The sequence below is a fragment of the Rhodococcus sp. NPDC059968 genome (assembly GCF_042738615.1).
Taxonomy (GTDB): Bacteria; Actinomycetota; Actinomycetes; order Mycobacteriales; family Mycobacteriaceae; genus Rhodococcus_F.
Genome location: NZ_JBHWUE010000020.1, coordinates 54,806 through 77,157 on the forward strand (window position 1 = coordinate 54,806; position 22,352 = coordinate 77,157).

Below are 22,352 nucleotides of genomic sequence, written 5' to 3' on the forward strand. Positions count from 1 at the left end.
TACCTCATTCCTGGTACTGCTCGGGATTTGATTTCTGCACTCGCGTGCCGAACAGCGGCTGACGTGCCTCAATAGCCTGGAAGTACTCGTCCAGCAATCCTTCACGATCGTCGGACTCGATTCCCAGTGCCTGCGCGAACCGCACCCAGGCAATATTGGTGGTGATGAGAAACGTGTACTCCACGACACCGCGGTCACCGATTCGTTCGCGTAGCGCGTCGAGGGACTCGTCAGCCACCGCACCATGCACGACCTCTCGAACGAACTGTGCGTATACGCGCTCCTCGTCCGTCAAGCGGTCGTATCGCTGCGCGCGGACGGCGTCGATCGCCTCCTGCCGGGCCTCAGATTGGTGTACTGCGGTCCTCCCATGGCGATGGAGCAGCGCTGACGAGCCCATCTCGACGGCGATCACGACGTTGGCGAGTTCCCGGAACGAATGCGGCATCGGCAGTCGGGTGGCGAGGTACTTCCGTACTGCACTGTGCGCCTCGACTAACTCAGGGCTGTTCGCCATCCAGAGGTCGAGAATCGCAGGAAGTTCATTGGCCGCCTCGAAACACCGCTCTTCCTCGACGGTCCGTGGACCGAGGACTTTAGGGACACGTGCCACGATGTCGACTCCTATCTGCTGCAGGCGCCGTATGCCGGCTGAAAGGTGGTTTCTCCGCCGACCGGACCGTGATCGGTACCGATGGACCTTTGCACGATGCGCTATTCATTCGGGTCTCGCATCGAGGGCAATGGTGAAGTTCGGCTCGGTCTTCGCCCGTATCTCCTCGACCGTGACTCCGGGCACCAATTCCACCAACTGCAGTCCGTTGTCGGTGACATCCATGACGCACAGGTCCGTGATGATGCGCTGGACGACACCCCGGCCGGTAATCGGCAGGCTGCAGGAATTGACGATCTTGAAGGAGCCGTCCTTGGCGACATGATCCATGACTACGATGACCTTTTTCGCACCGGCTACGAGGTCCATCGCTCCGCCCATCCCCTTGACCATCTTGCCTGGGATCATCCAGTTCGCGATGTCGCCGGACTCCGAGACCTGCATCGCGCCCAGGATTGCGACGTCGATCTTTCCGCCCCGGATCATGCCAAAGCTGGTAGCTGAGTCGAAGACGGAAGATCCGGACCGAAGGGTGACCGTGGCCTTGCCGGCGTTGACGAGGTCCGGGTCCTCCTCGCCTTCGTACGGATAATCGCCTGTGCCCAGCACACCGTTTTCCGAGTGCAGAACCAACTCAACATCGTCGGGTACGTAGCCCGGCACCAGGGTAGGCACCCCGATGCCGAGGTTGACGTAGTCACCGTCGGACAGTTCGGCTGCTGCGCGAGCGGCGATTTGGCCGCGGTCGAGGCCACGCCCAGGCGAGTCCACCGGAGCTGGGCTGTCGTCGACCGTAACCAGCGCCGCCGGGAACCGCGGTCGAACCGTCAGCTTCTCGATCCGCTTGTCTTCTGTTTGCTGCGGTGTCAACGGCAGCACACGATGGACGTAAATGCCTGGAAGGTGAACGTGGTCGGGATCGATCTCACCCGGCTCTACAAGCTCCTCCACCTCAGCGATCGTGAAGTTCGCGGCCATTGCGACCAAGGGATTGAAGTTGCGAGCTGACTTGTGGAACATGAGATTGCCATGACGATCGCCCTTCCATGCGCGTACAAGTCCGAACTGGCAGGTGATAGCTTCCTCGAGCACAAACGGTCGTTTCGAGCCGTTCAATGGCAGCTCGCGAACCTCTTTGGGTGGGCTGCACCGAAGCACGTCACCGCTCTCGGCGTGCAGCCACGGCAACCCTCCCTCAGCAACCTGACTCCCGACCCCAGTGGACGTGTAGAACGCGGGAATTCCTACTCCTCCCGCGCGAAGCTTTTCGGCCAAGGTTCCTTGCGGCACTAGATGCACCTCGAGTCCCCCACGCAAGTATTGCCGCTCGAACTCCTTGTTCTCACCCACGTATGACGCCGTGATGCGAGCAATCCGCTTCGCATTGAGCAATAGGCCGAGTCCCCAGTCGTCGACTCCGCAGTTGTTGGATACGATGTCCAGATCGGTGAGACCGCCATCGAGCACCGCTGCTATGAGCGCACTCGGAATTCCGCATAGCCCGAAGCCGCCTACCGCGAGGCTCGACCCGTCGTCTATGCCGGCGACGGCCTCAGCCGCCGAACGGACCACTTTGTCCATGCTGAGCAACCCTTCAAGTTAGTCACGCGCTTAAGGTCCCAGCGCCCACAGGTTGACGACGAGGTGTGGCAGTACTGCGTTGCGCGACCAGCTGAGCAACATGTCGACTACACGGACGACATCCTGACCGCTGATCATTACCTCGACGGGGATCTACCGCGCTGGAGAGATCAATGCTGCCTTCGATACGCGGTAGGCGGGCAACCCTGACCCCGGATGCTTGTGAGTGCCCCGCGATGGGAGCAGGAAACCCACCCGGTTCCGAGGACAAGTGTGTCACCGCTGCCGGACCCGACCGCCCAGGGCTCTGAACTCGCCCTGGATCTCCTCCAGTTGGATCAGTCACCGGGCCTAAGAGCATCAAGGACCACCCATGGGGGGCGAGATGGCGTGCGATGCCGAGTCCAATCTCGCGCGATGCTCCGGCGATGAGTGCGCTTCGCGTTGTGCTGCACGCCATTCCACCGTCTTCACTAGTCATCATGACCAACTGTGCGTCTTAACCTTGGCGCGCCGCGAAGATTTCCCGTCGGCGTTGCCGAGTTCCTGACTGAGTCGATTCAGGTACCCCTTGACCTCTACCTCGATAGCGTGGCGAGGGCTGTCGATAAATGTCTTTCGGCGCTCTGCGGCATCCGCATTGATCGCCTCGTACATACGTTCCTTGCGCGGCACCTTGTACTCTCCGCGTAAATGCGCTGCAACGATTTCTGCCTGCGCGAACACCACAGGGGGTGTCGCACCGACCGGTTGGAGCAAACCGATGAAGTACAACCCTTGGACATCCGGAGGGAAGATCTCAAGGTACAGAGGCACGTACTGATCATCGGCGGGCAGGGCCACTTCGTCCAGAAACGTGTGTGTGACGCGATACCCGGTGGCCCAGATGATCCTGTCGACCTTCTCGCGGGTGCCGTCGACGAAGCAGACGTAGTCGCCGTCGAAGCGTTCGATGCCTGGCTTGACCTTGACGTGCCCGTGGTTGATGCGGGTAAGCAGTACGTCGCTCACTGTGGCTCGGGCCTGCAGCACGCCGTGCGACGGCTGTGGGATGCCATACTTTTCGTTACCGCCCGTAACCATCCTGAGCAGTTTCGCAACGGCCCACTGGCGAATTGGCCGAGGGAGTCGCTGCAATGGCCTGTCCATGACGTTCATTCGCGGACGGCCGAACAGGGTCTCCGGAAACAGGTGGAAGCCACGTCTCGTGGATAAGAATGTCTGGTCGGTAACCCACGAGATGTCTGATGCGATATCGATTGCGGAGTTACCGGCTCCGACGATGAGGGTGCGCTTGCCCGCCTCGCTGAGGTTGTTCTGGAACGAGTGCGAATGGATCTGCTCACCATTGAAGACACCTGGACAGGGCTCGGGCCAACGCGGGTCGTTTAGGTGGCCAGTCGCGACGATAATCGCACTGAACTCCTCCACATCGCCGGAGGTGAGCTGAACCTGCCACCCAGTGGAGTTCGGCGTCACCCGCTCCACCTTGCTGTTGAAGCGGATCGACTCTCTGAGGTCGTGGCGGTCGACATACTCGTTCAGATATTTGACGATGTCGGCCCAGCTCGGGAAGAGGTCGGTATCGGCGGACATGGGCATGTCCGGATACGGGAAGGTAACCCGCGTTCCTTTCGCGTGCAGGCTCTTGTAGGCCGTGGTGCGGCCCGGCTCATCGCTGTAAACCCAAAGCCCGCCTAGGACGTCAGTAGCTTCCAGCGCTATCGCATCGATCCCGCCCTGTCGACATTGCCGCAGGGCGGCGATGCCCGAAACGCCGGCTCCGATAATGGCGACGCGTCCATTGCCTGAATGCCTCAACTGTGGTCCCTGCCTTCTGCGCTTACCTGTTCGATTACGAAGCGAATTCGACCGATGGAAATCGAGTGTCCACACCAACTCGATACCTCATCGTCCCGCCTGGGGATAGGCGGCCTATAATAGAAGTATACCTATATCTCAATTGCCCGCAATGGGCTTCAGTTCTCAGCCTGACAGGCGCATGCTGCCGTAACGTTGGAACGCGCGGTCGCCCGCCCGAGATGGAATCGCACAAGGCGTGCCTCCACTGCGTGTTGCCGGGATCGACGAGGGCGGTCGGGAAGATTCTCCACTGACGGTTACCGCAGGCGTGCTTGCCCATTTCGGCAGTCTCATGACTCGTGTATTGCCTGAACGCTGTACCAGTATCCGCGCGAGCCCGGCGCCAGCGACGGACTTATCGGTACCTTACGTTCAGCTCGCATTCTCGCCAGCGCGGCCTTGGCTTCCTCGAGGCGGCCGCCTGCAACCTCGTAGATCACCATGAACTGCCATGGCGCCTTCCCGCCGGCGTCGAACGGTTCCAACTGCATCCTCGTTGCCCTGGTGAAACCCTCCAGTTCGACTATTTCGGGAAGGTGGACATCGTCGTACCACGCGGTCAGCTCGTCGGCCTGCCCGTCTACGGCGTTGGAAAACACGACCAGAGCGTTCCTGATTGTGGTCATTCATGGAGCCCTTCTAGGCGTCGGAACCGGACGGCAACTGGATCTTTGCCGTTGCTGTCAAAGTGATTTCGTCACGTTGGTTAGTGGCCGTAACTTCACATGTGACGATCAGGCTCGAGGAATCGACGTCCGTGATGACGCCAGTAAATGATGTGACGTCTCCGAGCACATTTGGCCGGCGCAATCGGGCGTCGAGTTCGCGGACGAACCCACTGTCCCCGCACCAGTCGGTTAACAAGTGGGCCGCCCAGGAGATTCGTTGCGCGCCGAAGTCGTACGGCTGCGAGAAACCAGCGACCGGGGCCAGATCGCGGTCCCAGTGAGTGGCCTCGATCGTGTCGGGCCATAGCCCAGCAGGATGCGTTATAGCTGCGCCGGGACGGCTGTGCAGATAGTTGCTCAGCATCCGATTTGTCGACGCCATTGGCGAACCCCAACCGAGCATCCAACCGACGATGTTGGTAATAGTCAGCGGCCCTTTGAGGAGCACCGGCAGGCGGTCCCCCACGCTGACGTCCCGAATAGTACGGGGGGTCCTTCCGCGCCGGGTGTCGACTGCCTCGCTGAGATAGTGGTTGGTTATAGCTACAACATCCTCAGCTTCCAACGTCCGGACGGGAATGTCAGACGGAGGGCTGGGGATGCGGCGCCTGCGCAGCATGGTCTTGTCGCACTGGGCAATGATGTCTCCGTCCGCACCCCGATACATGGTGCGGTCGACGACCGTCACCATCCGGCCGTATCGAGAACTCTCACGTTCGCTGACGTCAACTAGCTCCTCGGCTGCGAACACCGGTTCACCGACATAGGTAGGACGGAAGAATTCCCACCGATCGGACAGCCAGACCGACTGACTGCCCGGGAGCCAGCTCTCAGCAGGATGCATGCGAGAGCTGTTGTCCGATCCTCCAGACCCGTTGCTGCAGCTATAGAGGAAGGTCGGCGGTGCCGTGTGTCGCCCCGGCGGCCCAGTCCGTGCGTATGCCTCGTCCCACCACATCGGGTTGTCGTCACCGATCCCCTGCGCGAAGTGTCGGACTGCGTCCGGTGTCACGACGGAGTTCCACCCCTTGACTGGGCGGGCGACATGCAGCCACTGCTGCAGGCTACCGATCGACTCGTCGTTGATGGGGCCACCATTCGACGCCTGCGATGACTTACCTTGCGGTACAGCAACATCTAACAGCGGTACAAAGTATTGAACGCCGTCGAAGTCTGTTTCCTCGGCGCCTCCACTACCTTGCCGCGGCAGGGTCAACTTCAGAGTCAGGATCTGCGGGCACTCGAAAAGCTGCACGTCCTCGACGCCGACCTGGAAGAGCTCGCTGACAAGCTTCGGCGTTATCACCTCGGCGTCGACAAGCTGCTGGTAGGAATCGGCGTCGCGCATCACGATGTCCAACGTCAACCAGGAGGCACCGGCATTCGCGCTCTTGACTGCCTTGGCTACATCTCGAAGGGTTTGCATTGTCATACCTCGAACAGTTCGATGCTGAAGGGCGACGCCGGATCCTCGACTTCGAGTAGGTGCCACAGACTCCACTCATAAACAGCGCCGCCGACGAGGACGTTGGGCGAGAAGGGGTACGCAAAGTTGCCTCCGCCGCCCAGCCGGTCGTTGAAAGTGGCCTTCGAGCCCGCTGGACCCGCTCGGGTGGCGAGCGCGGTGGCGATGTCCTGCGTCTGGGCAATGACATCGACAACCAACCCGACCTCATGCGGAATCCGCGAGCGATGGGGTTCGAGATCGCCGAGGACCGCGTCCCTGCCGTAGCAGCGAAACCGCACTGACCACGCGTTCGGCTCGATGCCCAGGCTTGCCGCCGACCGCTGAAGGTTCGCGCGAAACTCCTCGACGAAGGCGTCGAGTTCTTCGAGTATCCGAGGATCCCTGAGGCCAGCGACGAGTACGGCTCGAAAGCCCAACTGCCGCGCGCCTTCCAACTTGACAGTTGGGGCGGCCGCTACTTCGAAACGGCTACCCGTCACCCGGACACGCCTCTCATCCAACTGCTCGTACTCGGCCTTGTCGAGACAGATGTCGCCTTCGGGAAGGCTGATCCGAAACGGGTTCGGGTTCTCATACAGAGTCTGTTTGGCGACACTTTCAGTGGTGCAGCGCACGCCTGGCTTGGTCGGCTCGATGATGAAGTGATCGTGTTTGATCGTTGCGAGCACCGGCGATCCTTGGGCGGGGTCGGCAGTCGCCAGATAGCCCTTGTCAATCGCTTTCGCCGCATGCCAGGTGGGCGACGGTGTGGCTCCTCGGTGCAGGGCCGGTCCGGCAAAGATCGCAGCATCGGCGCAACGCCCGGCGAGGACAACGTCAGCGCCCTGAGCCAGCGCCTGTTGCACCGGGCCAGCACCCATCATCGCCACGATCTCGGTGCTCGCCTCGATCGCGGCCTTGTCGAGCGGCGGCCTGGGACCGAGTGGGCGAACTCTGCCGTCGTCCACCGCGGCACGAATCGAGTCGGGGCTCTGGGACGCGTTGACGATCGCGGCAGTGAAGCGAATTCCGCGCCGCTTTGCGATCTCGCGGATGATCGTCTGGTAGCCGGCCACGTGTGCCAGCCCGCCGGCCCCGCCGCATGAACCGAGGATCAGTGGAATCCCCAACTCGTGGGCGCCTTCCAGCATGATTGATAGGTCTCGTTCGACAGCGACGCGCGACTTCGGGTCACGCCCGCTTCCGAGGAACGCCGGCCCGTAGTCGGCGGAGCCGGCGTCACACCCGATAGCATGCGGTTGATGCTCGAGCCCTTGCCGAAACCCGCGGTAAGAGAATCCCAGTCCGACGGCACAGTTTGCGAGCAGTCGGACTTCCGCGTCGCCTGCCGTGAACTCAGTCATCGTTGGGCTCCTACAGCAACGACTGCTCGATCGTGCAGAGCGCAGGCCAATGCCGCCCTGCGGTGTTCGCCCGTGGTTCCGAACAACACGGCGTTGACCCGTGCTCGCCGGAGAAACAGATGCAGATCGTGCTCCCATGTCATGCCGATTCCACCGTGGATCTGCAGCGCCTCGCCCGCGATCTCGACCGCTGCATCGTTCGTGTTCGCCTTGGCCATATGCACATACCGCGCGGCGGAGGGCGTGTCGCGATCGTGGTGCATCGCCGCCACGTACAGCAGTGTCCGAGCTCCTTCGAGTCGGATCCTCAGGTCGGCGCACTTGTGCTTGATAGCTTGAAGGCTTCCGATTGGCTGACCGAACTGCACGCGCTCCTTCGCGTAGGACACGGTCAGCTCAAGCAGACGCTCTGCCACACCTAGACTTTCGGCTGCCGCAAGAAGCGCACCGAGTCGGAGCACTCTACCGGTTAACCACTCCGCTTCCGACCCGGTGGCCAATATTGCCTCGGCGCCAACAAGACAGTCGTCGAAGTCGACACGGCACAGGTGTCTGGACAGATCCAGCGTCTGTTGCCGCTCGATGTGTACACCCGCAGCATCGACATCGACCGCAGCAACCACTAGATCTGCGTGCTCCGTCCGTGCGGTCACGAGCAGCATCGTCCCCGAGTCGGCGTCCACGGCGTAGCACTTGCTGCCGTTCAGACGCAGCCCGCCATTGTTCGATGTCCCCCGCAGCGCGACCTCCTCGGCCTGCCAGGGCCGGGATTTCTCCGTCAACGCCCAGCTCGGGCGAACACTTCCGTCGGCAATCCCCGTCAGAAGATCCGAATTCCGCTTATCGACGCGGGCCAGAAATTCGGCAGTCAGTGCACATCCGAACAGCGATAGTGGCGCCACGGTGCGACCGAGCTCAATTGCAACGAGCAGCTGTTCGATCGTCGAGCCACCACTTCCACCCCGCTCTTCTGCGATTCCAAGCCCCAACCACCCCGCCGTCGACGCCGCGCGCAGGAGCCGACCGTCGAACTCGTCAAAGGAGTCGGATGGCGCTTCTGCTACGCGACGGGCGGGTCCGGTTCCTCCTTCGGATTCCAAGATCGCACGTGTGGTCGTCTGCAGAGCACGTTGCTCCTCGGATAGTACGTAATCCATTTCATCTCCTACGGATGCGTCGATCAACACAAGCGACCGGCTCAGCGAGGGCAGCGCACCGGCAGCGAATTCAGGTCATGACGAGCGGGTTGACCGGACTGCCGACGCCGCCTCGAATACGAAGCGGGGCCACTACCAATAGATAGGCGCCAGGACCGGCATCCGTGGCTAGCTCCTCGAGTTCAAGGTTTTCCAACAAATAGACGCCAAACCGGTTCAGCATGGCTCGATGCACGATCAGGCCCTCCCCCGTCGTGGCCGGTGGGACTGCCTCGACTCCCCAGTTGTCCGCGCCGATGAGAACGACGCCCTGTTCAGCGAGAAATTCCGCCACATCGATACCGATGCCTGGTTCGCCCCAGTTGTACGTCGCCTTGTCGACGGCGTACTGGGCAACCCAGCCGGTGCGAAGCAGGATGGCGTCACCCGCTTCAATCCTGCTGCCCGTACGTGCCACAGCTTCCTCGATGTGGTCGAGCGTGATCTCGAAGCCGTGACCCGCTTTGCCTGTTGGGCAAACAACCGATAGATCGAGAAGCAAGCAGCGCAAGACGAAACCACTGACTCGATCGATCGACAGATGCGGCGCTCCCTCACTGGTAATTGCGCCGGATGGCCAGCCGTTGTACAAAGTGTCGCCACGCCAATAATGTGACAACGCGTCGATATGCGTGCCCGAGTGGCTATGCATAATCAGCAGGTCATCGGCCGCGACACAGCCCGACTTGGCCTCGCGGACGGTCGTTGTGTGCCACGTCGGATGCTTGCGATCCTGCACGGGGGCTTCCCGGCCAACCTTGTGCGCGATACTGAACACGCGTCCCGTCCGCGGTGTTGCCAAAGCCCGCAGGACAGTCTCCGGCGTACTCAAATTCAGTGCGCCCAGCTGATCATCGCTGCCCCAACTCCGTTGCGCCGCCATGGTTACACCTTCGCCTGGTCGGAACTGGGCGACATGACGGGCTCGGCGCGGCGCGGTGCGCCGTCAATGGGTGCGCTTCCGTCAGCATCTTGACTCCCGGGATACGCCGCGCGGGCCGACCAGAAACTGTCCCAGGTTCCCCACGATTCCGGCAGCGTCCGTGGGCTGTCGACATTCATGATTCGACACTGTGTTCCGTCTTCGATGAAGAAACAGCGGATCTCACGCGATCGGAAACGCCACGATCCACGCTCGAGGACGTACTCGTCGCAGTAGGCGAGTTGGTGTGTGACCCATGTGCCGCCGAAATCACACCGTTCGGCGCGGCAATAGACAATCCCGGACGCAGAGGTTTCGCTCTTGCACTCGATAATGTGATTGCTCACTGAGTGCACGCTCGACCCGAATGTGCTCCCGAATTCACGGAAGAACGATGTACATCCACGGGCTCCGGCGCCGTGCCTGCAGAAGTCGGCATTCTCGCTGAAGAGCTCGACGACAGTCTCCAGATCACGCGAGTCGATGGCCAGTGCGTACCTGCATGCGAGTTGTTCGATCTGCGCGGCTACGTCAGCGCGAGCCATCTCCGGTGCGATCACGCTAGTTGCCTCCAGTGATTCTAAAACAGGGACTTGAACACGCTTTTTAGACAGCCGTTCTCGCCAGCAATTTACGACTGGCTGCCAGAACTCGGCAGTTGCTCATGGTGTTCCCGATCGGTATTCCAGAACTCGTGCCAGGTACCCCATGCATCGGGAAGGATCGGCCTGGGTTCTGGATGACCGACGTGACGCTCGCCGTCAATGTCGACATACCAGAAGTAACTCTTGCGACTGAGAAAACGCCAGTCGCCGTCCTCGATAGTGTAACGGTCAAAGTAGGCGAGTTGATATGTGCGCCAGGACTTATCATGCTGCTGCTGTTCGGCACGGCAGTAGACAGTACCGACAGCATGAGTGTCATCGATCCGATCGATCACATGATTGGTTACAGTATGAACACTCGGACCGAACTTCTCCCACACGCCGCGAAAGAAAGCCATGCAACCCTCCGAGCCCTCACCCCACCGGCTGAAGTCACTCTCTCTGCTGAATAGGCTCGCTACGCAAACCAAGTCGCGACTGTCCACTGCTAGGGCGTAGCGGAATGCAAGCTGACGTACCTCGGCATAGAACGCAGCCGTATCGAGATGTGGGTTGGTCATCGGGTTCCTATTCGCTGAAAGAGCCTAGGGCTCACATAGAACGATGCTGCTTTCCTCGATCTCCGGTTCTCGGCCTATAGCAGGTCCGCGCCTGCGGTCTGCCCGATTCGGCGGCGGCGCTGCGTAAAGTCACGCGCCGCGTTCCAGCCAAGAACTGCGGTAACACACCCGTTTGCGGCATACTCGCCGACGAATCTGTCATCCAAGCTTCCAACCGCGACGCGGAATACTGCGTCCGGCGCCACGGTGCCGGCAATCTGTATTCGTGCGTCGTACTGATCGGTCCAGGCATACGGAACAGGGGCAAACGGCTCATCGCTACCGAGAAGTGCCTTGGCGGCGGCGATGCCGTGTTCGGCGGCATTCATGCGATGCTCCACACGAACCCGGGTGTTCAGTCCGGGAAAGACCCAGTTCGCAACGTCACCGGCCGCCACTATGTCGGGCGCCGCGCGACAACTCGAATCGCAATCGATGCCGTTGGACATCGACAGCCCGCTGCCCGACAGCCAGCCGATAGCTGGGTCGCTCCCGATCGCCACAAGTACCGTGTCGGCGGCAAGGGTGCGGCCATCAGTCAAAACGACTTCTGTGACCCGCCCGTTCGCGCTCCCGAACGCTGTCACTCCGGTGCCGGTTATGACCTGCACACCATGCTCTTCGTGTAACTGCAGCACCCGACGCCCCACAATTTCTCCGCACTGCCTGACCAGCGGAAACTCCAGCGCGTCAACCAGGGCAACGTCCAACCCCATCTTCCGCGCTGTCGCGGCCACCTCCGCCCCGAGGAATCCGGCGCCAATGACCACCAAACGTGCGCTGGTCAGAAGGTCCTGCCGCAGCGCCAAGCTGTCTTCGAGAGATCGAAGCACATGGATGCCGGACAATTCTCCACCGAACGGCAACCGACGCGGCGTAAGTCCGGTTGCGATCACCAGCCCGCCGTAGGCCAACATCGACCCGTCTGAAAGTCTCAGCTTGCGGCATCCGATGTCCAGTGCGGTGGCGGAAACGCCGAGAAGCCAATTGGCATCGACATCACCTGGCAGAGAAACTCTTTCGGGGGCCCAGTCCCCACGCAAGACTTGCTTGGACAATGGCGGGCGCTCATACGGGCGTCGAACTTCCGCGCCGATGATCGTGAGTTTACCGCGGTAGCCTTCGAGTCTCAGCGTCTGCGCTGCAGTAAATCCAGCAACTGACGCACCGACTACGACGAGGTTGTCCGGCCCCACTTGGTTGTCAATCAGCACTGGATTCATCGACCGTGATGGCAAGCGCCGGGCACACCCTGGCTGCCTGACGGACGCCGCTTGCCATGTCCAGCGACGGGCTGTCCGTGAGCAGGAAGGCGACACCGTCGTCATCGCGCTGATCGAAAACGTCCGGTGCAGCAGAGACACACTGCCCTGAACTTACGCATCGCTCCTGGTAGAGGTGCACCTTCATTGTCGCTCCTTGTCTTGCCGAGCTACGGCTGCAGAAGTCTGGTAGCCAGCACAGCCAGAGCCATAGGGCCAGGCCGAGACGGAATCGCCCGCCGATCCAACGGCCGAACGAGCTTCCACCCAGACTCTCTAAAACGGTATCTGAATTAGCAGTATTGCCCCTTTGCATGTGGAGCGCAAGCCCCCACAAGGGCCGGCTCGGACGGAGCGTGATCGCGCGTTACCTCACCTGCGAGGCCCGTTGGGGCACGATCGATGGGCTGTTCACAGACCCCGCACGGCTGGAAAACAGCGCCCTGGTCCGTCCGTCGGCACCTGTACTGCCTGGGCATGACGGTGGCGGCGCGGCCGAGATTGAACGCGATGACCCCCACGGCGCCAGCCACTGTTCGCCGCGAATTGTCTCGGAGGCGGAGACGCGACGGGTAACCCGGCGGGCGCCCACTGGCAAGAACCACATCCGATCCCTCGGCTGACATCCCGTCTTGTTCGCTCCATCGTCACGTACCCGAAACCAAGCCCAGCAACCACAAGGAAGTGGCAACGGGAAATACTGAGCGAGCTGGGTTTTCAGCGGGGCGGCGAGACTTCCTGCTCAAGCGGCGCCAACAAATGCGCTTGAACAGGCTATTCGTCAGGTTTCTTGGCATACCGGCCCACTCGGGTTTGCTGACGCACGGCAGCGACAATCGGACTCCCACGCGAGCCGGAGCGAGAATCTCGCTGGGGCGGATCTAGACATTTTACATTCGATCTAGTTTGATAGCCGTCAACGCCCTCGCAGCACCATCCTTTTACAGCGGCTCATTGCCGGTTCAGAGAGCAGTCGCGCATGACGGTCACTACGAAAGTCAGTAATCACGCTGTTCATCAACATCTTTCGCTTGGACACGCGCGTTCCGGGTATGAGCGAATCGCCACAGCGGGTCGTGTCTCGACTCCTTGTGTTCCTCCCAGATCGCGAATCGTTGCAGTCTTCTACGGCCGTCGCACTACCGAATGGCACCACGCGGAAAGCCGCCACTTGAAGCGCCATAGCCGACCAGTTGAACGAGCCGATCCCACAACCTCATCGCGTTCCTTTTCCGAAACCTCAACCCCCGAAGCCTGCCCAAAGGATGGTGCCTAGTGACTTCCCCAGAGACCGACATCAACAGCACTCGGTTAATTGGCAGCCCAACTGCTCGACTAGACCGACTCCCCACCACTCCGACGCACATCTTCTGGATCCTGATCCTGGGCATGGGCTACCTCATCGAGACGTTCGACAACACCGTCTTCAGCTATCTCGCACCATCGATCAGATCCGAATGGAATCTCTCGATCGAAAGCGTGGGTCTCGTGAGCTCCGCGGTGTTCGTCGGGATGATGATCGGCGCCATCGGCGGCGGACGTCTGTCCGACCGAGTCGGCCGCAAGCCCGTGTTGATCTGGGGATCGGTCTTCTACTCCGCAACATCCCTAATGTCCGCATTGGCACCGAACTTTGAAATTCTGCTGCTCAGTCGGATTCTGACCGGCATCGGGGTCCAGGCCGCAACCGGCGTCATCATGGTCTACGTCAGCGAAATGTTCCCACGCCTATCCCGGGGGCGGTTCTTCGCCGTCATGACTTCCTTCGGATTCATTGCCTCACCAATTGCCTCGTTTACGGCGCTCGCCATCGCACCGACGGGGGTAGGTGCCTGGAGATGGGTGTTCGCGCTAGGCACAGTTGGTGTCTTCATCGCCGTCGCCGTCGCCGTCGGACTTCCTGAGACCGTGAGATGGCTCGCGCTCAAAGGACGTGAAGCACAAGCCGCCACGGTCGTCGAGAGGCTCGAAGCGAAAGCTCTGCGCCGAGGGGAGCTCGCCCCGATCCAGCCGGAATCGCCCGTCGTGAAACAGGGTTCCTTCCGAGAACTGTTCAAGCCCCAGTACCTGCAGCGAGTTACTGTCCTGGGACTCACCTTCGCCGGCCTAATTTTCTGCCTTTACGGCTTCGTCTCCTGGATGCCAACGGTTCTCGTCGGCCGCGGGATGACAAAAACCGAAGCTCTCAGCATGGCCAGCATTATCACTCTCGGATCTATCACCGCCGGACCAATCATCTTCTTAGTGGCTGATCGCATCGAACGCAAGACCGCTCTCCTGGTCGAAGGATTGATCGGTGGCGCAGCACTCGTCACCTTCGGTTTCGCGACCGACCATTCAGTCATGATTATCGCCGGGTTCGTCGCTCAGTTCGCGCTCTCAGCCAACTCGACAACCTTCTACACCTACATCCCCGAGGTATTCCCGACCGAAGTGCGCGGAGTCGGGGCAGGTACGGTTAACGGCTTTGCCCGAATCGCCGGCATCGCATCGGGGATCCTTGTTGCTGCCATGTACGCCCACATGGGAGCCACGTTGCTCTACCTCATCCTCGGTATCGGCCTCGTGCTCGTGGGGCTCGGTGCATTCAGATTTGGGCCGCGCACGACACGGCGTTCTCTCGAGACCATCTCCCCGGAGTAGGTCTGAGTGCTGGTGAGGGCCGTGCCTCGAGCGTCACGGCCCTCACTCAGCTTCCGCAGTCTGTAGCCAAGAGATTGTCCTTTGCGCGGTACGTCCGACATCTCCTTCGCATCCTGATTTTCCAAATAGTCAGCGCTACAAACACATTCGAACGAATCGGATCGGCTTCCAGGTGTTGATCAGCCCTTCACAACAACGGGATCCGATTGTAGGAACAGTGGTTGCAATGAACGAGGACGCCAGACAGGGCCATAGGCCGGCACCCGGAGTCGGGGGCCTCCCGCCTGTCTCCCGCCCGACTGAGAACGTCGACGACACGGTTCGCCATTACCGGCGCTGGCGTCACCGACGAAAAGCCGCCGCTCGGTTGCAAGACACGAAGCAAGCGCTTTCCCGCGACAAGGACACAGACGACGTCGTTGCCTTTGCGCGAACGTGGGCACCATACGGCGGTGCGCCGACTTCAGAAATCTTCGTCCGGTTCGGAATGTCACGATCACGCTTCGTGGACCGCCTGTGGCAAGTGGTACCGAGTGTCAGATGCGACCCCGCAATCGTGCGGGAACTTGCTGCCGTCTACCCGCGACGCGCACAGGACAATTGATCCGATAACAGGCGACAAGTCCTGTCACCTCAGACCACACCAGCCCCGCCAGCCGCGGCGAAACTCATCCCTGCGCCGTTGGACGGACGACAATCTCACCTACATCGACACCAGCTGGCTGCTCGATCGCGAACACGATGGAACGGGCGATCGCCTCGGGCGGCATTCCGAATGCCTCGCGGGACTTGACGAGCTGCGCCTTCACCTCCTCATTCGGTACTGATTCGATAAAGGGCGTCTGAGTGAAGCCCGGAGAGATGATCGTCACGCGCAGCTTGTCACCCGCTTCCTGACGCAGGCCTTCGGAGATTGCACCCACGGCCATCTTCGTGCCGGAATAGACTGCCATGTTCGGCGTGGTCTGGTGCGCCGCTACGGAAGAGGTGTTGACGAACTGTCCGAAACCCTGCTCCCGGAAGATCGGCAGAGCAGCGGCGATACCGTACAGGACGCCCTTGATGTTGACGTCGATCATCGCTTCCCAATCCTCGACACGCAGGTCGTCGAGAGGGGAAATCGGTCCGATGCCGGCATTGTTGACGAGTACATCGAGCTGGCCGAAGCGCTCGCATGCAAGCGTCACCAGGTTCGAAAGGTCCTCGCGCCGCCGCACATCCGTGGGAGCATAGACCGCTTCCCCTCCCGCGTCCGTGATGCGGGCCGCCAGCGCCTCCAGACGATCCTCACTGCGTGCCCCAAGCACAATTTTAGCGCCGCGCTCAGCAAGCAGAAGCGCTGTTGCCTTGCCAATTCCGCTGCTGGCACCCGTGATTACGACAACCTTGCCTTCAATCTCCGACATGCAATTCTCCTTTCTGGTCGCTCCTACTTGGAGTCGACCGGTGTGCAGCACCGGCGAGTCGCGCCGGGGCATCTTCACAACCTCAAATTGGCTCATATTGCGGCAGTGCGTTACACCTGCGCCATTCCGCCGTCGGCAAAAAGTTCGACGCCGGTAATGAAGCTAGAGACGTCGCTCGAGAGGAAGGACACAGCTTGTGCGATCTCCCGGGGCTGTGCGATCCGCCCAGTCGGGTTACCTTCTCCCATCTCCTTCACTGCGCCGGGGACCTGATCTGGTCCAATAGCCATTGCGAGAGCGCTTCGCAGAGAAGGGGTGTCCACTGCCCCAGGACTGAGGACGTTGAGCCGGACACCTGAGCCCTTGATGTCTTGAATCCAGCTTCGTACGAACGCTCGCACGGCGGCCTTGGCCCCACCATAGAGGCCCATTCCGCGCGGAGGCTGAATCGATGCTGTCGACCCAACGATGACAATCGTTCCGCCATCTCGCATCAACGGCAACGCCTGCTGAACTGTAAAGAGAACGCCCTTGACATTGGTATCGAAGGTCCGGTCGAACTGGTCCACCGTGATGGAGCCGAGAGGAGCGTGTGCCCCGATGGCAGCGTTGGCCACGACTGCATCCAGACGTCCATGCCTGACCATTACTTCTTGGTACATCGCGTCCATGTCCTCGAGGCTCGAGACGTCCGCCCTGATTCCCGAGCCAGCCGACCCGATCTCCGCGACCGCTTCATCGATCGAGGGCTGTTCGCGACCCGTGATTACAACTTTGGCGCCCTGTTCGACAAACTCCTTGGCGATCGCCAATCCGATCCCCTGCGTACCGCCCGTGACAACGGCAACTTTGCCTTCCATTCCCAACATGAAGTCCTCTATTCATTCCGGCCCTTGCTATGTGCGGGCCGTGGCCGATTCAGTAGAAGCGGAGACCTCTCCGCTAACTGGAAACTTTAACGGAGACGTCTCCGCTTGGCAAGTGTTGAGCTACGATCAGGAAATGTACGAGGGAATGAGACGCGGATGACCCAAGCGCCACGATCGTCAATGCGCGCCGACGCAGAGCAGAACCGGATCCGAATCCTGGAAGTTGCGCGGACGGCGTTCGCTGCATCGAGCGACGCATCGCTGAACTCGATAGCGAAACTCGCTGGCGTCGGTCCGGGCACCCTTTACCGCCACTTCCCGAATCGGGACGCTCTCATGCTCGCTGTGTATCGCCAAGACGTCCGCGAACTCGTCGATGCTGCCCCGTCACTTCTCGATACGCATCCTCCGTTGGAGGCATTACGTCTTTGGTTCGACCGCCTCGCGTCGTATGGGCGGATCAAACACGGCCTCGCGGAAGCGCTGAGCACTGCCACCAGCGCCGAACTCGCCGGCGAGTCGTACGGCCCGGTGGTCGGAGCAATCACGCTGCTGCTGGAAGCAGGCAAGAAATCAGGCGCGGTGCGACCGGACATCGACGCTGACGAGGTGCTGCTTCTCGTCGGATTTTTGTGGCGGATCGATTCCGATGCCAACTGGGAGACGCGTGCCCAGCACATGCTCAACCTTGTGATCGACGGCCTGCGCAGTCAACATGCGAGGGCTGATTCGTAACTGAATTTCTCCGAGTACAAACGGTTCGCCCCGTCCCACCGCCTTTCGGTAACACATGCACTGCTGCAACCGACCCTGGACCGGCCTCTCCATTACGCTTCCCCGCGCGGCGGTGACCTCGCCGAGGCGCAGGATTCCCAGCTGAACGGGATCAATCGTCGGGCTGCTGAGTTCCACTGACCTATCTTCGCTTCCTTCCACAGGTCCCAGGATTTCTCGCGAATCGGGCGCCGGCGGGGATCTGACGCCGAAGGCATTCGGGCACTCTGCAACTCGTGCCCACTAGCCAAGAGCGGTCCCTGTCAATTGCGGCTTGGATCGTTTCGGGTTGGCGTCAGGTTCGGTGCGCCTGCTTCTGTTCGATCAGCCAGGTGGCGATTTGTGTTCGCGAACTGAATCCCAGCTTGACAAGAATGTGTTCCACGTGGCCCTGTGCCGTTCGCGGTGAGATCCCGAGGTTGGCCGCAATCGCCTTGTTGCTCAGTCCCTGCGCAACAAGGTCGGCGACCTGTCGCTCCCGTTTGGTCAGTGCCTCCGTACTGTCGGTCGGTATCGTCGCACCCTGGGATTGCTCGCCGAGAGCATAGGTAACGGCCTCTTCCATCCCCAGTGCTCGGCCCTCTTGGTAGGCAGCGTGGTATGCCGATTCACCGAGGGCATGGCGAGCCAGTTTCTCGCACTTTTCGTGGTAAACGACCAGGTTGGGGAACACGACAGCGGTGCTGCCCATGGGCTGGGCCCGCCCGGCGGATTGGGCCATTGCCTCGGCCGCTGCCATCAGTACGACGGCACGCTTGGCAGTGTGCTCGTTGCACGCAACCCACGCCAGTGCCTCCAGAGTGACCGCGACCGTGAGTGGGTTGTCCACCAGCCTGCCCAGCCGCAGTCCCTGTTCGAGCAACCGCACTGCGCGGTCGCGGTCGCCTTGCCGCCACAGTGCTACCCCGGTCGCCCACAGCGAATACGCCCGATACACCGATTCGCCGCGCGAGGCCGTAATCTCGAGTACCTGCTGATGACAGTTGAAGGCCTGTAGGGTTTTCCCGCTCAACTCGTAAGCCAATCCAAGCATTTCCAGAATCTCGACGTGCACGAGGAGGCCTTCATCCTCTCCCCAGGTGTCGTGGATCGCGAGCGCGCCTTCCAGGCATGAACACGCCCGCGAAAAATCGCCGCTGTAGAGCGCAAGAATTCCGTCCGCGGTGGTGATGAGCACACGGGACCCAGTGTCGGTCCCCGGTTCGGTAAGAGCCTTTCCCTCCTCAACCAGGCGAGCCCCCGCCACGAGATCGCCCTGCACTTCGGCAAGCACGCTGTCGGCATAGAGCGCTTTGACCCGTTCAGTTGTCAGCTGCCCGGGTTGGCCCGCGAGGAGGCGGTCTAGCCAGCGCCGTCCTTCACTCAATAGTCCTTGGGAGAGCCAGAACGGATATAGCGCTGCAGCGATCGCCAGACCCGGCACGGACTCGACGGCGACTGCCTCCGACAGACAGAATTCCATTGCCTCTCGCAGGTTCGGCTGCTCCCGTTTGAGCCGCGCGATCCAATCGAGTTGTTTGGGACTGATCCACTCGGCCTCCGCTTGCAACGCGAGTTCTTGATACCAATCGCGGTGTTGCCGAGAGAGTTTGGTGTACTCGATGGTCTGCTGCAATTTCTCGCGGCCGTAATCGCGCAGGGTCTCGAGCAGCCTGAAGCGCACCACGGCGCCCGGTTCCTCCCGGATCAGGATTGACTTGTCGACCAGCGATGCCACCGCGTCGAGTATCTCCCCCGCCGCCAAGTCGTTGGCGCAGATGTTCTCCGCCGCATCGAGCTCGAAACTGCCCGCGAATATCGATATTCGTGCCCATATCTGCTGTTCCAGCGGGGTGCATAGTCCGTAGCTCCAGTCGACGCACAACCGCAGTGTCTGCTGCCGTGTCGGTGCATCCCTGTTGCCGGAGGTAAGGAGCCGATACCTGTCAGTCAAACGTTGCAGTATCTGCTCGGCGGACATTGCCCGCAACCGCGCGGCCGCCAACTCGATCGGCAACGGCAACCCGTCGAGCCGTCGACAGATCTGGGTGACGACGGGTTTGTTGTGGTCGGTGAGTTCGAACTCGGGTACCGCCGCGCGCGCCCGTTCCGTGAAGAGGATGATTGCGTCGTCACCGGCAGGTGAACCCCGCCGCGACACCGAACTGCCCGGACCCGGGACGGCGAGTGGAGGCACTCGCATCACCGCCTCGCCACTGATACCGAGGGGTTCACGGCTCGTCGCGAGTATCCGCAGTTCCGGACAGGTCCGTAGCAGAGGTTCAGCCAGCGCGGCGGCTGCATCCACGAGGTGTTCACAGTTGTCGACGACCAGTAGCTGCCGCCGGTCGGCGAGATACTCAGCCAACCTCGTCACTGGGGAATGCGCTGAGCGTTCTCGAAGACCAAGCGCCGCGAGGACAAAGTCGCCCAATAGGGCAGGGTCCCTGAGTCCGCTCAGTTCGATCAACCACACACCGTCGTGGTATGTGCGCCGCGTATCAGCCGCTACCCGCAACGCCAGCCTGGTCTTGCCGACACCGCCGATGCCCGTCAGGGTCACCAGCCGCGACGCGGACAGCAGTCGCTTCGTCTCAGCCACTTCGCGGCGGCGGCCGACGAAACTCGTCAACTCCAAAGGTAGGTTTCCGCTCTTGCCTCGATTCGCGATCACCAGAGGTATAGCGGTGTCGCTCACTGGCTGGGGTTGTTCCGGCAACGGACCATCCTGATCCCGCCAGGGAGGCATGTCACCGGCAAATTCGGTTCCTCCACCCACCAGCGCCATCTCGTCGACGCCGCGGTGGTTACGGCGTTCGGCGTCGCGGAACAGCTCCCCGAGTTCCATGGCAGTCGCTGGGCGCTCGGTCGCGCTCCCAGCCATGGCCTGCTCGATTGCCGCGCGGACATCGTCGGGAATACCCATTCCACCCAGATCGGGAATCGGTTCCGTGGTGATACGTACGAACTGTGCGACAACTTGCTCGCCGCTGCGCCGTTCGAAGGCAGCGTGGCCTGTGAGGGCACAGAAGAGCGTCGCGCCCAGGCTGTAGACGTCGGCGGCGGCGGTTGGGGATTCGCCCCTGAGGACCTCGGGGGCGGTGAACGCCGGCGAGCCAGTGACGGTTCCCGCCTCGGTCTCGAAGCCACCGGATATGTGGGCGATGCCGAAATCGGTCAATTGAGGCTCACCGTAATCGGTGAGCAGGATGTTTCCGGGCTTCACATCATGGTGAAGAACGCCGAGGCGGTGGGCCGTTTCCAGGGCGCCGGCGATCTTCACGCCCACCCGAAGGGCCTCGGGCCACCGGAGCGGACCGTCGCGCCGAATTCGGGCTTCCAACGAATCCTTCGGGTGGTACTGCATGACGATGAAGGGTCGTCCGCTCTCTACGGTTCCCACGTCAAAGATGTTCACAATGTTCGGATGTCCCGACAAACGCCCCATCGCACGTTGTTCACGGAAGAATCGGGCGAGATCCTCGGAGTCCAGATCGGACGTGAGAACCTTGACTGCGACAGTGCGGTCCAGAGACGGTTGACGGCAGCGGTAGACAATGCCGAAGCCACCGCGACCGATTTGGTGAACGTCCTCAAATCCATTCGCAGCGAGTTCTGCCGCAGCAGAGTAGGGCACGTCACGCTGTGTCGCCAGGGGGTCCAACTCGACCATCAGCTGCTTCAATCCCGGGATGGTGCATTCACAACGACGTCCGTCGAGCTGACCACCGGTCCACTATTCGGCTGGATTCAGACAAGTTGGGCGGCCCACCCAGAGCCTCGAATATTCGCACATATACTCACCTCTTGACACTGTGTACCCAGGGTATCGCGACCTCGGCCGTCTCCGGGTTGTTCGTCACAGCTTGCTTCACAGTTGCCGACTTCTCACCCTCCACGAACTCGATAGAGCTGATGCCGGTGTCGGCGTTGACGGTGGCGCCGACCTCGGTAGCCCGCTGGACCGAGATGAGCGCATACAGCGCCGCACCCGAGGCCGGTTCGACGCCTGCGTCGAACGCATCGACCGCGGTGCCGCGGGCAGGGTGATGGGGTGCGCGTCGAGCCCGGATGCCGCGGCCTCCTCGATCAGCGCCGGCCGGTAGTCGCCGGGGGCGGCGAGGAAGCGGTGCACCGCGACCGCGACCACGTCCCGCGGCGAAGCCTCGTAGCGGCCGGCGAGTGCGACAAAGCGGGCCGCCGTCGGAAAGTCGAGCTTCAGCGTGACCGGATCGTGCGGCAGCGCACAGGCCGCAGCGGCGACCCGCCGTGCCTGCGCAATATCGACATCGTGCGGGTACCCGATGAGTCTGCGAATACCGACCCGGAGCGGCGCCGAGCCCCGGCGGCTCATCCGCAAGCTCCTCCAGGCGGCGTTTGGTGTCCTCATCGAACCTGATATGTACGCCGGTTTGTCAAGGGCCGAGGACGTACACGAGGGTGCGGCAGAGTCAGATCCGTGCGGGCGTCTTCGCGGAGCACCGGGTGGCGGAATCGGCCTGCCCCGGTCAGGAAGCGGCGCAGAGCGATGCGGACGATCGCACTCCGATCGGTGTACAGG

At 61.5% G+C, this 22,352-nt stretch carries 18 protein-coding genes and 1 pseudogene; 3 read left to right on the top strand and 16 right to left on the bottom strand.

Annotated features, from left to right (window positions below; genetic code table 11):
- Positions 1–4 precede the first annotated feature (4 nt).
- The 12 genes from ACFWAY_RS18395 to ACFWAY_RS18450 form a co-directional block, all read right to left on the bottom strand.
- On the bottom strand, positions 5–613 hold the full coding sequence (locus ACFWAY_RS18395) for a carboxymuconolactone decarboxylase family protein (RefSeq protein WP_378511564.1): 609 nt from the start codon (positions 611–613) through the stop codon (positions 5–7).
- Positions 614–718: 105 nt separating this feature from the next.
- Positions 719–2,194 carry a 3-oxoacid CoA-transferase subunit B gene (locus ACFWAY_RS18400; RefSeq protein ID WP_378511565.1) on the bottom strand — a complete coding sequence of 492 codons (1,476 nt, stop codon included), beginning with the start codon at positions 2,192–2,194 and terminating at the stop codon, positions 719–721.
- Positions 2,195–2,674: 480 nt separating this feature from the next.
- The gene (locus ACFWAY_RS18405) at positions 2,675–4,015 is read right to left on the bottom strand and encodes a flavin-containing monooxygenase (RefSeq protein WP_378511566.1); all 1,341 of its coding nucleotides are present in this window, start codon (positions 4,013–4,015) and stop codon (positions 2,675–2,677) included.
- 332 nt (positions 4,016–4,347) lie between these two features.
- Positions 4,348–4,683, bottom strand: coding sequence for a hypothetical protein (locus tag ACFWAY_RS18410; protein ID WP_378511567.1), 336 nt, complete (start codon positions 4,681–4,683; stop codon positions 4,348–4,350).
- Positions 4,684–4,696: 13 nt separating this feature from the next.
- On the bottom strand, positions 4,697–6,157 hold the full coding sequence (locus ACFWAY_RS18415; RefSeq protein WP_378511568.1) for a DUF4387 family protein: 1,461 nt from the start codon (positions 6,155–6,157) through the stop codon (positions 4,697–4,699).
- Entirely contained in the window at positions 6,154–7,323 is a 1,170-nt protein-coding gene (locus tag ACFWAY_RS18420) for an acyclic terpene utilization AtuA family protein (RefSeq protein ID WP_378511569.1), read from the bottom strand. The genes ACFWAY_RS18415 and ACFWAY_RS18420 overlap by 4 nt, the downstream gene beginning before the upstream one ends.
- 209 nt (positions 7,324–7,532) lie before the next feature.
- Positions 7,533–8,693: an acyl-CoA dehydrogenase family protein gene (locus tag ACFWAY_RS18425; RefSeq protein WP_378511570.1), complete on the bottom strand. Its 1,161-nt coding sequence runs from the start codon at positions 8,691–8,693 to the stop codon at positions 7,533–7,535.
- Between the two features lie 70 nt (positions 8,694–8,763).
- Positions 8,764–9,615: a cyclase family protein gene (locus ACFWAY_RS18430; RefSeq protein WP_378511571.1), complete on the bottom strand. Its 852-nt coding sequence runs from the start codon at positions 9,613–9,615 to the stop codon at positions 8,764–8,766.
- Positions 9,616–9,617: 2 nt separating this feature from the next.
- Positions 9,618–10,199: a nuclear transport factor 2 family protein gene (locus ACFWAY_RS18435; protein WP_378511572.1), complete on the bottom strand. Its 582-nt coding sequence runs from the start codon at positions 10,197–10,199 to the stop codon at positions 9,618–9,620.
- Positions 10,200–10,285: 86 nt separating this feature from the next.
- A complete protein-coding gene (locus ACFWAY_RS18440) occupies positions 10,286–10,819 on the bottom strand; it encodes a nuclear transport factor 2 family protein (RefSeq protein WP_378511573.1) in 534 nt (177 codons plus the stop codon).
- A 74-nt stretch (positions 10,820–10,893) separates the two neighbouring features.
- The gene (locus ACFWAY_RS18445) at positions 10,894–12,081 is read right to left on the bottom strand and encodes an NAD(P)/FAD-dependent oxidoreductase (protein WP_378511574.1); all 1,188 of its coding nucleotides are present in this window, start codon (positions 12,079–12,081) and stop codon (positions 10,894–10,896) included.
- A complete protein-coding gene (locus ACFWAY_RS18450; protein ID WP_378511575.1) occupies positions 12,062–12,268 on the bottom strand; it encodes a ferredoxin in 207 nt (68 codons plus the stop codon). The genes ACFWAY_RS18445 and ACFWAY_RS18450 overlap by 20 nt, the downstream gene beginning before the upstream one ends.
- A gap of 1,127 nt (positions 12,269–13,395) precedes the next feature.
- On the opposite strand from ACFWAY_RS18450, the gene ACFWAY_RS18455 reads away from it, so the two are divergent.
- Entirely contained in the window at positions 13,396–14,763 is a 1,368-nt protein-coding gene (locus ACFWAY_RS18455; RefSeq protein WP_378511576.1) for an MFS transporter, read from the top strand.
- A 668-nt stretch (positions 14,764–15,431) separates the two neighbouring features.
- On the opposite strand, the gene ACFWAY_RS18460 is transcribed toward ACFWAY_RS18455, so the two are convergent.
- Entirely contained in the window at positions 15,432–16,169 is a 738-nt protein-coding gene (locus tag ACFWAY_RS18460) for an SDR family oxidoreductase (RefSeq protein WP_378511577.1), read from the bottom strand.
- A 110-nt stretch (positions 16,170–16,279) separates the two neighbouring features.
- On the bottom strand, positions 16,280–17,038 hold the full coding sequence (locus ACFWAY_RS18465) for an SDR family NAD(P)-dependent oxidoreductase (protein WP_378511578.1): 759 nt from the start codon (positions 17,036–17,038) through the stop codon (positions 16,280–16,282).
- 180 nt (positions 17,039–17,218) lie between these two features.
- Between ACFWAY_RS18465 and ACFWAY_RS18470 the strand changes: the two are divergent.
- Positions 17,219–17,374 (top strand): annotated as a pseudogene (locus ACFWAY_RS18470) (TetR/AcrR family transcriptional regulator); the annotation flags it as partial.
- Positions 17,375–17,773, top strand: a complete 399-nt coding sequence (locus ACFWAY_RS18475) for a hypothetical protein (RefSeq protein ID WP_378511624.1) — start codon at positions 17,375–17,377, stop codon at positions 17,771–17,773.
- A 334-nt stretch (positions 17,774–18,107) separates the two neighbouring features.
- On the opposite strand, the gene ACFWAY_RS18480 is transcribed toward ACFWAY_RS18475, so the two are convergent.
- Together ACFWAY_RS18480 and ACFWAY_RS18485 are read right to left on the bottom strand one after the other, a co-directional pair.
- Positions 18,108–21,464: a protein kinase gene (locus tag ACFWAY_RS18480; protein ID WP_378511625.1), complete on the bottom strand. Its 3,357-nt coding sequence runs from the start codon at positions 21,462–21,464 to the stop codon at positions 18,108–18,110.
- Positions 21,465–21,662: 198 nt separating this feature from the next.
- Positions 21,663–22,145, bottom strand: a complete 483-nt coding sequence (locus tag ACFWAY_RS18485; protein ID WP_378511579.1) for a hypothetical protein — start codon at positions 22,143–22,145, stop codon at positions 21,663–21,665.
- Positions 22,146–22,352 lie beyond the last annotated feature (207 nt).

Coding starts and splice junctions, on each gene's coding strand:
- ACFWAY_RS18400 (WP_378511565.1), bottom strand. CDS start 2,194: ATGGACAAAGTGGTCCGTTCGGCGGCTGAGGCCGTCGCCGGCATAGAC.
- ACFWAY_RS18410 (WP_378511567.1), bottom strand. CDS start 4,683: ATGACCACAATCAGGAACGCTCTGGTCGTGTTTTCCAACGCCGTAGAC.
- ACFWAY_RS18415 (WP_378511568.1), bottom strand. CDS start 6,157: ATGACAATGCAAACCCTTCGAGATGTAGCCAAGGCAGTCAAGAGCGCG.
- ACFWAY_RS18420 (WP_378511569.1), bottom strand. CDS start 7,323: ATGCTGGAAGGCGCCCACGAGTTGGGGATTCCACTGATCCTCGGTTCA.
- ACFWAY_RS18425 (WP_378511570.1), bottom strand. CDS start 8,693: ATGGATTACGTACTATCCGAGGAGCAACGTGCTCTGCAGACGACCACA.
- ACFWAY_RS18430 (WP_378511571.1), bottom strand. CDS start 9,615: ATGGCGGCGCAACGGAGTTGGGGCAGCGATGATCAGCTGGGCGCACTG.
- ACFWAY_RS18435 (WP_378511572.1), bottom strand. CDS start 10,199: ATGGCTCGCGCTGACGTAGCCGCGCAGATCGAACAACTCGCATGCAGG.
- ACFWAY_RS18440 (WP_378511573.1), bottom strand. CDS start 10,819: ATGACCAACCCACATCTCGATACGGCTGCGTTCTATGCCGAGGTACGT.
- ACFWAY_RS18445 (WP_378511574.1), bottom strand. CDS start 12,081: ATGAATCCAGTGCTGATTGACAACCAAGTGGGGCCGGACAACCTCGTC.
- ACFWAY_RS18450 (WP_378511575.1), bottom strand. CDS start 12,268: ATGAAGGTGCACCTCTACCAGGAGCGATGCGTAAGTTCAGGGCAGTGT.
- ACFWAY_RS18460 (WP_378511577.1), bottom strand. CDS start 16,169: ATGTCGGAGATTGAAGGCAAGGTTGTCGTAATCACGGGTGCCAGCAGC.
- ACFWAY_RS18465 (WP_378511578.1), bottom strand. CDS start 17,038: ATGTTGGGAATGGAAGGCAAAGTTGCCGTTGTCACGGGCGGTACGCAG.
- ACFWAY_RS18475 (WP_378511624.1), top strand. CDS start 17,375: ATGCTCGCTGTGTATCGCCAAGACGTCCGCGAACTCGTCGATGCTGCC.
- ACFWAY_RS18480 (WP_378511625.1), bottom strand. CDS start 21,464: ATGGTCGAGTTGGACCCCCTGGCGACACAGCGTGACGTGCCCTACTCT.
- ACFWAY_RS18485 (WP_378511579.1), bottom strand. CDS start 22,145: ATGAGCCGCCGGGGCTCGGCGCCGCTCCGGGTCGGTATTCGCAGACTC.